This is a genomic window from Colwellia sp. 75C3 (assembly GCF_002836255.1).
In the GTDB taxonomy this organism is placed as follows: domain Bacteria; phylum Pseudomonadota; class Gammaproteobacteria; order Enterobacterales; family Alteromonadaceae; genus Colwellia.
The window spans coordinates 678,962-693,941 of record NZ_PJAU01000033.1; the positions used below are offsets into that span (position 1 = coordinate 678,962).

General features: G+C 37.7%; 15 protein-coding genes. 6 read left to right on the plus strand and 9 right to left on the minus strand.

Going from position 1 to position 14,980, the window contains the following annotated elements:
- Positions 1–32 precede the first annotated feature (32 nt).
- The 3 genes from CXF85_RS07340 to CXF85_RS07350 all read right to left on the minus strand — a co-directional run bounded on the left by CXF85_RS07340 (position 33) and on the right by CXF85_RS07350 (position 2,109).
- Positions 33–857: a PEP-CTERM/exosortase system-associated acyltransferase gene (locus tag CXF85_RS07340; RefSeq protein ID WP_101227850.1), complete on the minus strand. Its 825-nt coding sequence runs from the start codon at positions 855–857 to the stop codon at positions 33–35.
- 125 nt (positions 858–982) lie between these two features.
- Positions 983–1,105 (minus strand): hypothetical protein, encoded by a 123-nt coding sequence (locus tag CXF85_RS23285; protein ID WP_269801160.1) that lies wholly within the window; start codon positions 1,103–1,105, stop codon positions 983–985.
- A gap of 164 nt (positions 1,106–1,269) precedes the next feature.
- Positions 1,270–2,109: a patatin-like phospholipase family protein gene (locus CXF85_RS07350; RefSeq protein ID WP_101227851.1), complete on the minus strand. Its 840-nt coding sequence runs from the start codon at positions 2,107–2,109 to the stop codon at positions 1,270–1,272.
- A gap of 198 nt (positions 2,110–2,307) precedes the next feature.
- Between CXF85_RS07350 and CXF85_RS07355 the strand changes: the two genes are divergently transcribed.
- Positions 2,308–3,072, plus strand: a complete 765-nt coding sequence (locus tag CXF85_RS07355; protein WP_101227852.1) for a S1 family peptidase — start codon at positions 2,308–2,310, stop codon at positions 3,070–3,072.
- Between the two features lie 62 nt (positions 3,073–3,134).
- Here CXF85_RS07355 and CXF85_RS07360 read toward each other — a convergent pair whose 3' ends face one another.
- From CXF85_RS07360 to gpmI, 3 genes are all read right to left on the minus strand, one after another.
- Positions 3,135–3,854 carry a divergent polysaccharide deacetylase family protein gene (locus tag CXF85_RS07360; RefSeq protein ID WP_232771111.1) on the minus strand — a complete coding sequence of 240 codons (720 nt, stop codon included), beginning with the start codon at positions 3,852–3,854 and terminating at the stop codon, positions 3,135–3,137.
- Between the two features lie 466 nt (positions 3,855–4,320).
- Positions 4,321–5,430 (minus strand): murein hydrolase activator EnvC family protein, encoded by a 1,110-nt coding sequence (locus tag CXF85_RS07365; RefSeq protein ID WP_232771112.1) that lies wholly within the window; start codon positions 5,428–5,430, stop codon positions 4,321–4,323.
- 467 nt (positions 5,431–5,897) lie between these two features.
- Positions 5,898–7,460 (minus strand): 2,3-bisphosphoglycerate-independent phosphoglycerate mutase, encoded by a 1,563-nt coding sequence (gene gpmI / locus CXF85_RS07370; RefSeq protein ID WP_101227854.1) that lies wholly within the window; start codon positions 7,458–7,460, stop codon positions 5,898–5,900.
- A 334-nt stretch (positions 7,461–7,794) separates the two neighbouring features.
- Here gpmI and CXF85_RS07375 point away from each other — a divergent pair, with 334 nt between their 5' ends.
- From CXF85_RS07375 to gpsA, 4 genes are read left to right on the plus strand one after another with little or no spacing between them, the layout of a single operon-like run.
- Positions 7,795–8,220 (plus strand): rhodanese-like domain-containing protein, encoded by a 426-nt coding sequence (locus CXF85_RS07375; protein ID WP_101227855.1) that lies wholly within the window; start codon positions 7,795–7,797, stop codon positions 8,218–8,220.
- A gap of 43 nt (positions 8,221–8,263) precedes the next feature.
- A complete protein-coding gene (grxC, locus tag CXF85_RS07380; RefSeq protein WP_101227856.1) occupies positions 8,264–8,524 on the plus strand; it encodes a glutaredoxin 3 in 261 nt (86 codons plus the stop codon).
- A gap of 60 nt (positions 8,525–8,584) precedes the next feature.
- A complete protein-coding gene (gene secB, locus CXF85_RS07385) occupies positions 8,585–9,082 on the plus strand; it encodes a protein-export chaperone SecB (RefSeq protein ID WP_101227857.1) in 498 nt (165 codons plus the stop codon).
- Between the two features lie 43 nt (positions 9,083–9,125).
- Positions 9,126–10,130, plus strand: coding sequence for an NAD(P)H-dependent glycerol-3-phosphate dehydrogenase (gene gpsA / locus CXF85_RS07390; RefSeq protein ID WP_101227858.1), 1,005 nt, complete (start codon positions 9,126–9,128; stop codon positions 10,128–10,130).
- A gap of 119 nt (positions 10,131–10,249) precedes the next feature.
- Here gpsA and trmL read toward each other — a convergent pair whose 3' ends face one another.
- The gene (trmL, locus tag CXF85_RS07395) at positions 10,250–10,714 is read right to left on the minus strand and encodes a tRNA (uridine(34)/cytosine(34)/5-carboxymethylaminomethyluridine(34)-2'-O)-methyltransferase TrmL (RefSeq protein ID WP_101227951.1); all 465 of its coding nucleotides are present in this window, start codon (positions 10,712–10,714) and stop codon (positions 10,250–10,252) included.
- 80 nt (positions 10,715–10,794) lie between these two features.
- Between trmL and CXF85_RS07400 the strand changes: the two genes are divergently transcribed.
- Complete coding sequence (locus CXF85_RS07400; protein ID WP_101227859.1) at positions 10,795–11,694, plus strand: cation diffusion facilitator family transporter; 900 nt, start codon at positions 10,795–10,797, stop codon at positions 11,692–11,694.
- 80 nt (positions 11,695–11,774) lie between these two features.
- On the opposite strand, the gene CXF85_RS07405 is transcribed toward CXF85_RS07400, so the two are convergent.
- Together CXF85_RS07405 and CXF85_RS07410 are read right to left on the minus strand one after the other, a co-directional pair.
- Positions 11,775–12,779, minus strand: a complete 1,005-nt coding sequence (locus CXF85_RS07405) for an alpha/beta fold hydrolase (protein ID WP_101227860.1) — start codon at positions 12,777–12,779, stop codon at positions 11,775–11,777.
- Between the two features lie 78 nt (positions 12,780–12,857).
- Positions 12,858–14,975, minus strand: a complete 2,118-nt coding sequence (locus CXF85_RS07410; RefSeq protein WP_101227861.1) for a M56 family metallopeptidase — start codon at positions 14,973–14,975, stop codon at positions 12,858–12,860.
- Positions 14,976–14,980 lie beyond the last annotated feature (5 nt).

Below are 14,980 nucleotides of genomic sequence, written 5' to 3' on the forward strand. Positions count from 1 at the left end.
GGCTATCCGCTGTTAAGTTTTATTAACTTTGTTTAGGTTAAGTCTAGTTGATTCAATTGTAGGCAAATGTCTTTTTCAATAGTTTTATAAAGGCTTTTAAAACCAGGTGAAAGGTTCTTCATAAAAATTTCAGGATTAATATAATAGGGGGCGCGTAAGCCGTGATAGTTAACAGGCTCTCCGAGTTGCTGAAAGGTAATACCAATAAACTTCATGCTGCGGGCAAGTCTTGGCTCCATCATGACATAAACATGGCGAATACCGGTATTCATGCCCATAGTCGCTGCGGCCATATATAATCCTATGGCGATGAAGGGGAAGCAACGTAACTCAGTTTCTGAATAGCTAATTTCACTAATAACCCCTGTTCCTGAGCCCTTAAAGCTATCGGCTTTACGACGCCTAAAATCAGACTTAACGGCTAAACGTGATATCTCTGCTATTTCAGCACGATTAAAGCGTTTAGGGCTAAGGTTTTCATTAGTGATTGATCCCATACAATATTTTTCAATAGGAAGTAATTCATTAGGACCATTTGAAGTGACTAAGCGTACGCAACTAGTGAATGTTTCAGAAGGTATATGTTTGATTAACGAAAAAATTGATTGATGATCAAACTCATCTGTTTCTTGACCATTATCTCTAACATCTTCAAATGCTAGTTCCTCACAGTAAACATTATGACGAATTTTAAATGCTTCTTCTTTTAATGCTTGGTCAACGGCAACATGAGGTTGCAAAAACTCAGTAAAATGATCTGAAATACTGTGCGCTTCTCTACTCGCCTTAGCGGAGACAATTTTTTTAGTGATATCACCAATAATAGGTGTTTCTAGCAATCGTTTATTCCAGCTCATTTTTATTCCATAATGAAATTGTAAATAATCAGGCTAGTATCAGTATAGTCGGTAAGCGAACTTATCTGTAATTAATGCTTAGATAAGATTTAAGGTAATAACTAAGGTATTACCTTACATGGTTTTTAAAGTAATATTTCACTTACTTGTGGCTGGCTAAGGAAATCTTTTGGGCTGGCTGAAGCGCCATAGGCACCAGATTGAAATACGACAACATAATCGCCGATACTTGCTTCGGGTAACATCATTTTGTCGGCTAAAATATCAAGGGGGGTGCACTATGGCTTATAAGCTCGTGAACAAAAGTAGTCATTTATCATCCTGAAAATTTAATATAGCTCAGCGGAGCAGGACTATTATGACTGTGAAAGCATTACATAGGCAAGTAGGAGATAAATTTAATAGCTATAATTTAATGTGCTATATCATGGGTTGCCATATCGATTTTTAGTGGAATAACTTCCATGGCCGTTTGAAAACCTATTTTATATAACTGATGTTTTTCTTCTTTGGTCATTTTAAAATCAACAGCGGAATACTCGCCAATATTTATCACTATAGTATTGTGCCAAAAATGTTCGTTAATATATTCACGTGAAATGGTGGTCATGAAGGTTCGAATGAGTAAGGTAACGTAATTAAATATAGGGAAAAAACCATTGACACTTAAGTTGTCATATTCATGCTCTCCTCGTAAACGAAAGCAAAGTACAGGCGTACCTTTATGATCCCAATCTCTATGCAAAGCATCTTCAGATAGAATACTGCCATCCACCATGATGCGTTTACCAAAAGGTTTGAAACTAAAAACTAAGGGAATTGACATAGAATACCGCACGGCTTGTGATACTTTCATATCAGGAGTCAACTCAGCATCAAAAATAACAGGCTTGCCATTAGTAACGTCTGTTGCAACGATATGGAGATTCTTTTCAAGCTGAGAAAAAGTTTTTCCCTGTAAATGCTCATCTACCCAACGTTCAAAAGCATCGCCGGAACTTAATCCGCCATGACGGATTAGCTTAAGAAGAGAGAATTCACGAAACTGATTGTAGTTCGTTTTTAAGGCAATTCTTTTTATATCGTTTAACGGTAAACCTGCCGCATAAAAGCTGGCAATAATACTGCCACCTGATACTCCGACTAAATCATCAAATTTAATATCGAGCAACTCGAGCGCTTTTAACACACCTAAATGTGCAGGGAGTCGAGTACCTCCACCAGCAAATATCGGGACGATAGCTTTATTCATTTAAGCTCCTTAACAGCAAGGATAGGACTGAAAGTCTATTTTTATTAGCAGACTCAAGCCTTAATTATGAACAAAGTTAGCAATATAGCGAAGAATATTGTTTGCCTATCACCATCTGAAAGCATTTTCTATGCAATAGAGTTTAAGGTAGTATTTGTTTTCGATAACAAATATCGGTTATTTTACTTAGGAAAAATTATGTTTAGACATATAGCGTTATTGCTAATGACTGTTTCTTTATTTACGCCAAACGCTCAAGCGGAGTTTGTTGACGTTGTTGCTAAAATCAAGCCTTCAGTGGTTGGCATAGGTATACATACCCCGACCAGCCGACCTCAAAATATTTTACGCGGCACAGGGTTTGTTATTGGCGATGGCCGTTACATTGTTACTAATGACCATGTATTGCCAAGCTTATTAAATGAAAGCTTATTACAAAAAATGGCAGTTTTCATTGGTACAGGCAGAAACGCTAAAGTACGAGAAGCTGAAATTGTTGCAACGTCAAGCTTATATGATCTCGCTATTTTAAAGATATCTGGACCTGCTTTACCTGCTATGCAATTAGCAAGTAGTGATTTCTATGCCGATGGAAGTAGCATTGCTTTCACCGGCTTTCCCATTGGTGGTGTTTTAGGCTTATACCCGGTAACTCATCGAGGCATTATAGCCAGTATTACACCAACGGTTATACCTGCAGTTTCTGCACAGCAAATAAATTTAAAAATGCTTAAACGTATGAAAAACCCTTATTTAGTTTATCAACTTGATGCAACGGCTTATCCTGGCAATAGTGGTAGTGCGATGTATGATATGAAAACAGGTAAAGTGGTGGGCATAATCAATAAAGTTTTTGTACAGGCAACTAAAGAAGCGGTTATTAGTAATCCTAGCGGTATAACTTATGCCATTCCTGTAAAGTATTTACATCAAGTGCTTCGAGAAAATAACATTAAATTATAGTCAAACGGTCTCATTGATACTTTTAGTATTAACTTGCCGTTCTAATTTTATTAATACAAATATTATTCGCTAATAGCGATGGATTTATTGATATTCGGAATGTGATATAAACGGGATAATGGTACTAACTCGATACCATGTAACTTCAAGGTAGGGATCAACTTATTTAGTGTTGCCATTGTTTCAGGGTGCGGGTGGGCGATAGCTATAGCCGTTTGATGTTTTTGAGCGAAGTTAATGAGTTGCTTAAACTGCTGACTAATATACTCATCAGTTAATTCATTATCTAAAAAAATATGCCTTGCTTTTACCGGTACGCCAAAATCATTGGCAGCTTGCTCTGCTTTTGAATGAGGACTCGTTTTACTGTCTAAAAAAAGTAGATTGTTCTGTTTTAAAAAAGCCATAGTCCAAGCCATGGGTTGGTAAAGTTGGGTGAGGTAGCTACCCATATGGTTATTAATGCCAATGGCAAATGGGATCTCTGCGAAAGACTCCGTTAAGCTTTGGCTAAATGCTTGCTCATCCATATTACTTGTTAGCGCACCAGGACCTAATTTTTTGCTATTTTCAGACTCCATTGGAATATGAATTAAAACATCGTGATGAGCATTATTTGCTTGAACGGCAAGTTTTCTACCATAGGTAGTATGGGGGAGAAAAGCATAAGTAATTGCCCCAGGTAACTTTAATGCATGTTTGTCGGTGTAGCGATAGCCCATATCATCAATGATGATAGCAACTCGATTAGTTTGGGCGTTACTTTGAGCATTGAATGACATCAAAATAATTATTAAAAATGAACGTATAGAGATGATTTTGAAAAGAGTATTTAGCACTGAGTATTATGTCTCTTTTTAATTATTATAATAAAGCGTAGCAGTTGTTTATACCAATTCCAATAAGTTTTCTCTCACTCAGCGAGAGTTAAAAGTCTTAGAGGCAAGGCATTGATTGTAAAGAATGGTACTCCCTTCTCAAAATCAATAACGCAGCATATAAGTCTTCTAAACTCGCCCTTTGGGAGCTTTCCAGCGGTTCGATAACCGCACAGAATTTCTTTCATATAGAGTGACTATATGCAAAAAATTCTATTTGTTCTCAAACGGCTGGTAAGCTCTGAGTGGGAACAAACTTAATGGACTTGGTATTGGTTAAAAAATATAAAGTTTTAACCTAATTAAGTAAAGAGATTACTTACTGTTAAGTTGTTTTGTTGATAAATATTGTTTAACAGACCTTCAATACTTACCGACACCAAAGCTTAGGGTTGAGAGCTTTGCCTTTATGGCGGATTTCAAAGTAGAGACCTGATTGTTCTAAACCACCACTTTGCCCAATTAAAGCAATGGGCTCTCCTGTTTCAACACGATCACCGACAGATTTTAATAAGGTTTGGTTGTGAGCATAAAGACTCATGTAGCCATTACCATGATCAATCACAGTTAATAACCCATAACCTTTCAGCCAATCTGAAAATAGTACGGTGCCATTATGAATAGTTTGTACTTGTCTACTAATTGGCGCCGAAATCAAGACACCTTTCCACTTTAAATAACCTTGCTTTCTCGTGCCAAAACGGTGCAGCATACGGCCCTTAACAGGCCAAGATAATTTATGTTTCAACTTACTTAAACCGGTTAAATTTATTTCGGCTTGGATAATTTCGCTTAATTTCTTTAGGGCTTGGTTTAAGTTGTTTTCTTCTGCTTTTAGTTTGTTCAATTGCTGCTGGCTAGAAAGTAATTTACGGCCAAGTTTTTTCAGGGTTTTACTTCGCTGTGCCTTACTGCTTCTAAATTGGGCATCTTGCTGCAATTGCTCGCCTTTGAGTTGTTGCAAGTATTCAATCTGAGTTTGATGTTCAGTACTTACTTCTAGGAGTTGTGCGATGGTCGATTGAAAGTTATCTATTTCTTTTGTTCTTGCTTGGTTTAAGTATTGATAATAGCTGATGGTACGCTGTATTTTTTCACTTTGGTCTTGGTTTAATAATAGTTTGAGATAGTCATGTTGGCCGGTAGTATAGGCTGCTCTAAGCTGCTGTGCCAGTAGATATTCCTGCCTCTTTTTTGCAATGCTTAACTGTTTTTTCTCAATTGCTAATATCGATATTTTATCTTGAGTAGTACTGAGTTCTCTTTCTATTTTATTAATAGCTTTGGCTACTTTTGAGATAGCTAAATCATCAGTTTTTAGTTGCTGTTCTAAGCTACTACGTTGTTTGTTAGCATCAAAAATATTAGATTCTTGTTTGGCAATGGCTTTTTGAACATCGCTGAGTTTATCACGGCTTTGTTGTTGCGCATTTTCATTTTGGTTACTTTGTGCTGCTTGCGAAGGGAAAGCAAACAACAAGCATAGTATTACTAAGCTTGTTGTTATATGCGATAGGTGCTTATTTGCTAAATACGTGTGGATAAACAATCTCATAATCGATGATGGTAATAAATCAAAAGCCAATATATCACTTAGCTTATTGATTTAATATCACTTAGTTTATGCGGTATACCCGTACCACTTGAAGATGCTCGTTTCAGGAAACCTGAGCGGATCATAATCAAGGCACATTTTTTTATTAAGGGTTATTTCCTTAAAAACCAATGTAACGACGAGTATGTTTTGCTCTGGTTTCCCCAAGGGCTGGCTTATAAACGCTTTATGCTACGTTATTGATTTCGACAATAACGTAGCATGGATGTAACTTATTAGAGAATGCAGGAGCATATTCTCCTGAATAACTATTCTCTTCAATCAATGCCTTGCCTAAAGGCGTTTATAATTCCAGCTGAAGCCGGTATATTCAAGTTGAACGGGTATTCATATTACTCAGTTAACTGCATTAGCACTGAGCCAGTCATTTCTTTAGGTTGTTCCATGCCCATTAAATGTAATACGCTTGGCGAAATATCACTTAATGTGCCAGTAGCTGCTGGCGTAGCATTTCGGCCAACATAGATAAGCGGTACGGGTTCACAGGTGTGAGCTGTATGTGCTTGACCTGATACGGGATCTTGCATTTGTTCTGCGTTGCCGTGATCTGCTGTGATGAAACATTCACCGTCGTTATTTTTTAATGCTTCAACCACACGGCCGACGCAAGTATCAACTGCTTCACAAGCTTTTACGGCAGCATCAAAACTTCCAGTATGGCCAACCATGTCGCCGTTAGGATAATTACAAACAATAAAGTCATACTTTCCACTTTCAATGGCGCCAACGAGTTTATCGGTAAGTAGCGTTGAGTTCATTTCAGGCTGTAAATCGTAAGTGGCCACATCAGGTGAAGGTACTAAAATTCGGTCTTCGCCAGTAAATTCATCCTCTTGACCGCCACTAAAGAAAAAAGTGACATGGGCGTATTTTTCCGTTTCAGAAATACGTAATTGAGTTTTATTATTTTTAGCTAACCATTCACCCATTACGTTATTGAGCGGAGTAGGAGCAAAAGCTGATGGTGCATCAATATTGGCAGAATATTGTGTCAACATCACAAAGTCACTTATTGCGGGAACATTTTTTCGTGTAAAGCCATCAAAGTTTTCTTCGGTAAAACATCGGCTAAACTGGCGTGCACGGTCAGCTCTAAAATTCATAAAGATTAATGCATCACCATCATTTATCTTAATGCTTTCACCTGATGGTTTTGTGATCGCGCTAGCGCCAACAAACTCATCATTTTCATCACGTTCATAGGCATCTGAAAGCGCATCTAAGGCACTATTATATTGATGTAAACCTTCGCCACTAACCATCAAGTTATAAGCTGCTTCGACACGATCCCAACGTTGATCTCTATCCATCGCATAATAACGACCAATAACAGACGCTATTTGGCCTTCAGCAGCATCGTCTTCACTAAATAGCGCAGAAAACTTTTGCTGTGCTCTCTCTAAAGAAGCTTGAGCACTGCGCGGCGGTGTATCTCTGCCGTCTAAAAAGGCATGTAAGTAAACTTTTTTAGCTCCACGGTTTTTAGCAAGTTCCATCATGGCGAAGATATGCTCTTCATGGCTATGAACGCCACCTGGAGAAAGTAAACCGAAAATATGCACCGCTTTATTACTTGATGCCGCGTTATCTACTGCCTGGCACAACGTAGGGTTTTCAATAAACTCACCATCACTTATCGCTTTAGTGATACGAGTGAAATCTTGATAAACAACACGGCCGGCGCCTAAGTTCACATGACCTACTTCAGAGTTACCCATTTGTCCATCGGGTAGGCCTACGGCCATGCCTGAAGTATCAATAAGCATATTTGGGTAATTGGCTTTTAAATCATCTAATACCGGTGTGTTAGCTTGAAGAATAGCGTTTGAACTCGTTTCTTCTCTATATCCCCAACCATCTAGAATCATCAGTACCGTTGATTTTTTATTCGCCATTGTTTTCCCCGTTAAATTTAGTGTTCTTCATTTTATGGGAAAGTACTATACACCCTCAGATTGGGTTATTCACTAAGGATTTAACATAGAAATGTTCCACGTAGGGTTACTAGATTTTGGTTAAAGGTATATATCTAAGTCTTACACTATGGATTTTAAATGACTTATCCAACGTTAAATAGAACAACAATGGGTAAACTATTATCCGACTTAAACTTATTTTAATTCCCTCTGAAATATCAAACTTTGAATGCTAGTGGGTATACGCTCGCAATTCTAGGTGATTTGCGTATAATGTGCCGATTCGAATTTTGATAAAAAAGGTCTTTTATTTATGGAACAATTAATTGCTTTCGCAAGCAGTAATGGCATGTTGAGCGCTGTTTGGGTTGCCCTAGTGGTAATGATACTCGTAACAACAATTAAAATGAAAATGTCACCGATTAAGCAAATTAGTACGCAAGATTTAACTTTTTTGATGAATAGAGAAGAAGGCGTTGCACTTGATATCCGTAAGGAAAAAGAGTTTAAAGCTGGCCATATTCTTGATGCAATCAACTTACCAAGTGAAAAAATAAGCAAAAATGGCCTTACTAGTCTTGAAAAACACAAAGACAAACCCATCATTGTAGTATGTGCTGCCGGTATGAGCGCTGTACAAATTGCTAATGATTTGTTTAAAGGTGGTTTTACTCGTGTTAGCGTACTTAAAGGTGGTATGAATAGCTGGACTGGCGCAGGCTTACCTGTCGCTAAATAGTACTTTTCACTATCCATCAAAATAGTAAATAAAGAGTGATAAAATGGCAAAAGTTGAAATATATACCAAAGCATACTGCCCTTATTGTACTCATGCTCTTGCCTTATTAAAAAGTAAGTCGGCAGATTATAATGAAATTAAGATTGATGGTGATATGGCTATGCGTAGCACTATGATCGAACGCAGTAATGGTAGTTATACAGTGCCACAAATATTTATTAATGATGTGCTTGTTGGCGGTTGCGATGAATTAGTCGCTTTAGAAAGAAATAACCAATTAGATGGGCTTCTCGAAGCTAAATAGCAATAAATTCAATAAGTAATAATAAATTCAATTAAAAAAACTATAATAAAGGAGCCTCTCATGGCCGAAGAAAATGAAGTAGAGAACAGTGAAGCAGCACAACAATCTCCAGAGTTCGCAATTCAACGTATTTATACTAAAGATGTTTCTTTTGAAACGCCTAATTCTCCAGCTATATTTCAATTAGATTGGAAACCAGAAATTAAATTAGATCTTGATACGCGCTCTACTAAGTTAGCTGATAATACGTATGAAGTTATTTTATCAGTAACGGTTACTGCTACAGTAGAAGATAAAACTGCCTTTTTAGCTGAAGTACAACAAGCAGGTATCTTTACTATTGGTAATTTACCTGAAGCGCAATTAGCTCATACTATTGGTGCTTTTTGCCCTACAACATTGTTCCCATATGCTCGTGAAACTGTAGCAAGTTTAGTAAATCGTGGTTCTTTCCCACAATTTAATTTAACGCCTGTTAACTTTGAAGGCTTGTATGCTTCTTATGTGCAACAACGTGCTACACAAGAAAATATCGCACAAAGCAGCGAAACACACTAATCATAATACCGAAAATAACATTAGCTTATAAATAGGGTTGTATATGTCTTTAGCTGCGAAAATCACAGTGCTTGGGGCCGGGTCTTATGGCACCGCCTTAGCAATCTGCTTAGCCCGAAATGGTCATGAAACACTATTGTGGGGTCGTGACGCTGATCATGTCGCCGCAATGAAGCAAGATAAAGAAAACAATAAATATCTTGCCGACTGCCCTTTTCCTGGAAACTTGATTCTCGAAAGTGATTTAACAAAGGCCGTGCAAGCGAGCGATAATATACTAGTTGTTGTGCCAAGCCATGCGTTTGCCGATATGCTTAAGAAAATTAAGCCTATGTTAACGGCTAATACTAAAATTGCTTGGGCTACTAAGGGTTTAGACCCTCAGACAGGTGATTTATTGCAAAATGTAGCTAGAACGGTTCTTGGTAATAACGTGTCTTTAGCTGTGTTATCAGGACCTACTTTTGCTAAAGAAATGGCTTCAGGTTTACCTACTGCTATTTCATTGTCTTCTGAAGATGATGATTTTGTCGCTGAATTATCTGACTTACTGCATTGTGAAAAACGCTTTCGAGTTTATTCTAATAAAGACTTTATTGGCGTACAACTTGGTGGTGCGGTTAAAAATGTTATCGCTATTGCCGCAGGCATCGCAGATGGCATTGGCTTTGGTGCAAATGCGCGTACTGCGTTAATTACCCGAGGATTAGCTGAAATGACCCGTTTAGGTTTAGCATTAAATGCTGAGCCAGCTACTTTTATGGGCATGGCGGGTTTAGGTGACTTGGTACTTACTTGCACTGATAATCAATCGCGTAACCGTCGATTTGGTTTAGCACTAGGTCAGGGTAGTGAAGCAGAACAAGCTATTGCTGATATTGGCCAAGTAGTTGAAGGTTACAGAAATACGAAAGAAGTGTATATGCTAGCGCAGCGACATGGTGTGGAAATGCCAATTGTTGAGCAAGTATATCAAGTGCTTTATCGCGGAAAAGATGCAAAATTAGCTGCTGCTGATTTACTATCTCGTGATAAGAAATTTGAATAATCACTTTATTCTATAAAGAGATATTGTGAAGAAACACACAAAAAAAGCTGTAAATCGGAGCTACTTGATTTACAGCTTTTTTATTAGCGTATTACTTTACCTATCTTAAAATGCACTTCTTATACCGCGTTAGGAAAACCTAGCTGACGCCACGCATCGTAAACGATTACTGCCGCTGCGTTTGATAAATTCATACTACGACTCTCTTTTAGCATCGGAATTCTAATTTTATCTTTATCAGGGATTTGTACACGCACTTCTTCAGGTAAGCCAGCTGTTTCTGAACCAAACAATAAATAATCACCGGCTTCAAAGTTGACGTCACCATAGAAGTTATTAGTTTTGGTGGTAATCGCTAATACTCGCTTTGGTTGCTCTTTCTCCATGAAAGCATTGAAGTTTGCATGGCGCTGAATCGCTGCAAATTCATGGTAATCTAAACCAGCTCGACGTAGTTTTTTATCCTCTAAATCAAAACCTAATGGCTCTATTAAGTGCAAACGAAAACCTGAGTTTGCGCATAAACGGATTATATTACCGGTGTTTGGCGGTATTTGTGGTTGAAAAAGAACAACATCTAGCATAACAATCATCATGTGGTAAAATTTTTGTTATTATAACCAATAATAACTTTCAGTTCTTAATTTTTCTCCAAGGATCCGGCATGGTTACAAAAAACTCAACAGACGATTATGCATTTTGGGTGCGTTTAGCCGCTATATTTTCTACCTCTACCGCTTTAATCTTAGTGGTGATAAAACTGTATGCTTGGCTGGTAACTGACTCAAGCGCCATGCTGGCTTCAACTACTGACTCTATTTTAGATTTATTTGCTTCAATTATGAGTATTGTTATTTTACGCTTTGCTTTAGCTCCTGCAGATAAAGAGCACAGTTTTGGTCATGGTAAAGCTGAAAGTTTAGCTGGCTTGGTGCAAGCTTCATTTGTACTTGGCTCTGCCATTATACTTATTTTTAATGGTGTATCTCGACTCCTTAATCCGCAGGTGATTGTAAAGAGTGAAGTGGCTATCTGGGTAACAATCATCTCTATTGTCTTAACGCTTATATTGGTTGTTTTTCAACGCTACGTAATAAAGCGCACAGGCTCCATTATTATTAGTGGTGATGCATTGCATTACCAGTCTGATATATTCCTCAATCTAGGGGTTTTAGCGGCAATTATATTGAGTCAGGGGATATGGTTACAAGCAGATGGTGTTTTTACCATATTAGTAGCGCTATATCTTGTTTTTGGTGCGGGTCAAATTATGGTGCAAAGTGTTTCGCAATTAATGGATAGTGAATTAAGTGATGAAGAATTAGCCAAAATTAAAACGATTGTTTTGAGCCATAAGCAAGCCATAGGCATTCATGAATTAAGGACAAGGCAATCGGGAGTACAAAAATTTATTCAATTTCATTTAGAGCTGAGTGATGATTTATCGTTGTTGGAAGCACATAGCATTGGCGATGAGATTGAAGCCGGAATTTGCAGTGCTCTCGCTCCTTGTGAGGTATTTATTCACCAAGACCCTACTTCAGTAGTGCAAAATGAACAGTAAAAATAAGTTATAGCTTACAGCCGTTACTATTCATGAGTGCTAGGGCTGTCATTTTGAATAGTAAGCTGTGAAATAATCTGCTAGTTGTGCTGTTTAAACCAAGCAATACTTTGTGCTACTGCTTGGTTTCTATAATCATCCGTCTCAAAAAACAACTCATGGTAGGCATGCTCAATTCTATTGGGTAGTCCGCCTGGACACGACTGTGGTTGTGACGCATATAATTGCTGACAAAAATCATTTTGTGCTTGTTGGCAAACTACGGTATCGCTACCAGCTTGCAGTAACAAAATAGGAGTTTTAAGTTGAGATATCTGAGCAAAGATTTCTTTTTGAGCTGCGATACACTCTGCTAACCAATGAGTAGTCACACCACCTAGTTGGATCCGTTTATTATTTTTATACAAATCGACAAAGTGTCTGTAACGGTGCTTTGAGTGTGTAAGTTTATTTTCGGTAAAACTAACAGAGGAATAGTTCTTTTGTCCGATAAAATACCAAGGTGTTTTACTGATAATATTATTGAGTCGGAGCTTAATAGTTACCAGTGCTTTTGCTATGTTCTGGGGTATTAAAGCAGAATAAAACCCTAACATAGGAGATGATATAACTGCCGCTTTAATTGTATAGGGAAAATTTTGCATAAAACGTGTTGCAATGGCGCCACCCATTGAGTGTGCCAATAGGTAGGGCTTTTCTGAACATTGTTGAGTAACTATATCCTCAATAAAACACTGTAAATCATCGATGTAATGTTGAAATTTAGTGACATAACCTTTTTCCCTATTTGGCAGAAGTCGCCCAGATAACCCTTGACCTCGGTGGTCAATAATAAAAATATTATAGCCTTGATGGTATAAATCAAATGCTAACTCTTGGTATTTTAAGTAGCTTTCACATCGGCCGGGCACAACGACTATCGTTTGGAGGTCAGTCTGTTTTTGAATGAACTGGGCGTAATGGATGTTTACTTCGCCTACTCCAGAAAATGAGTCAAATAACCCTTGCTGCCAAAAGTAAGTGATTTTATCGGGAAGCTTATCCTTGAGGTTTTCTTCTGGATTAAATGGATGGTATTTACTCAAATATATCCCCCTTCTATATCAAATTACCTTAATGTACTTTGGATATAGATCAACTTGAATGTCAGTATTTAATGGCGATTAGGCGTGTAAGCTAAAAGAGAATATTTTGGTCATCTTACTTTCAACTTTACGGTTGTTTTTTGTCGCAGGAGTAAATCTCCATTTTCGGATCGCTGAACGAATAGCGGATTTAAAATATACAAGCTTACTTTGCTGGGCGAAATTAATATCAATTACCCTACCACTCTTATCTATTGTGAAATCTACTGTTACTTCCATTTCAATGCCTCTACGCTTTGCAAGGCTTGGGTATATTGGATTAACAGAATTCAGTAACTTAGCTTCTAATGTATTTGGTATCGGTAATGTCTCATGCTTTGATTCTATTATTTGGCTAGTTTCATTTGGCTGACTTTTTAGGTCTCTAGTATTATGGGAAGCTTGATACAGATTATTTTGCATTGACAAAGTGTTGATTTCTTCATTATAGGTGAGTTGGCGATATGGATCTTCTTTGATTTTTAAGCCTTTATCATATGCAAGTGATAATTGCTTATTTCCCTTTTTAAAAGGTTCAAGTAAGACAGTATCGACACTTGTTTTTTCAGTTGTTATCGATGGTAAAATCATTTGGGTTTGTGCTGGTATAACTGCCAGTTTTTTCTTGCTAGCGCTTGAGCTTAAAATGTCTTCTACTTCAATAGCTGCAGGTGTTACAGGTGAGAGTAGGGCAATTGTTTTATTTGTATCCAACATGTTTACGGTCAAACTAGTCTGTTTTTCTTCATATCTAAATTTTGTTTTTTGATCTTCATCAGCCGTTGTCGTTAGCTGTCTCTGCAGAGCTATTTCTTTTACGGTTTCAATAAAATCTTCTTTGTGGTTGGGCGTTAAAGGCTCAATAGCCGCTGTCGTTAGTGTGATTTCTTGTTCTATTCCGTAGTCAGATATGTTTTGATAATTGCTTTTCTCTACAAGAAAGCTCGGAGTCGGTGTATTTGTTCGACTTAATAATTGCTGAGCTATTGAGTCATTTTTTAGTAGGGTACTTTTTCTTGTTATATCGGCTTTATTTAGGCCGATTACGCTCATATTTGCACTGATAGCGCCCTTGTTAAGAGTGTCTTGCCACGGGAATTGATTATTTAGCTGCTGGGCAAAAGGCATTGTTAGTAATTGATTAATACTCAGTAATGTTAGCGTCAAAAACAAACACATGGCAGCAAGAAATTTACTGGTATTGTTCGTTGGTGCACAGTGATGATCAACAAGCCTAAGTACTCTGGTCTTTAAATCACCTCCAGATGCAGCCATAGCCATAGTTGGAATGGTATGGAAGTGATTTTTTGAACATAAAGAAGCGGTATCGGTCAAAGTATGTGCGTACGCTATTGCATATCCACAATGCTCCACAGCAATGTCATCGCTACAATATTCACGCTCGTTACGCATTTGCTTGCCGATCCAATGCACACTTGGATGAAAGAAAAATAGCAATTCAATAAGTGTTTGCAAAAAATTAACTAAATAGTCATGACGACGAATATGTGCAAGTTCGTGCAAAATAAGCATTTCAAGTTGAGCTGAGTTTAACCCTGTCACCATACTTGCGGGTAATAACACTACCGGCTTTAACCACCCTATAGCCATGGGAACTTCAGCTTTTAAGGAAATAAGTAATTTTGGCGTTTTAGTTAGCTTTATCTGTTTGGCTAATTCATCAAAGCGCTTACTCAGTGCCGAAGATGGAGAAACGCTCGAAAAGCGGGGCAAATTATTTACATTACGAATCTCAATAAGTAACTTACTGGCAAGGATCGTAATTGTAGCCAACCAAAATAATGAAAGATAAGGCAATGAGTGGGCTAATATCGAAGGCAGTAATTCTTGATAAGTAAATAAAGGGTTTTGCTGGGTTAACTCATTCACTAAACTCGTGAGTGGGATAGGGCTTAGGTTACTATTCATGCCTGAACTTGTGTCAGGGTAGACCATGGTATAGGTTAGTACAGCAAGTACGCCGTTTGCTAACATCGCTAAGGTAGCTAAGGTATATCGTAATTTTGATTTGTTTTTATCAACTATAAATAACAAAGACTTTAAGATAAGCGCCACGAGTAAACCTTGCCATAAAAAATGCACTAGGGTTAGCGATAAGCTATATAAAAAAGGGCTGTTAAATAATTGCTCAAACATAGTTA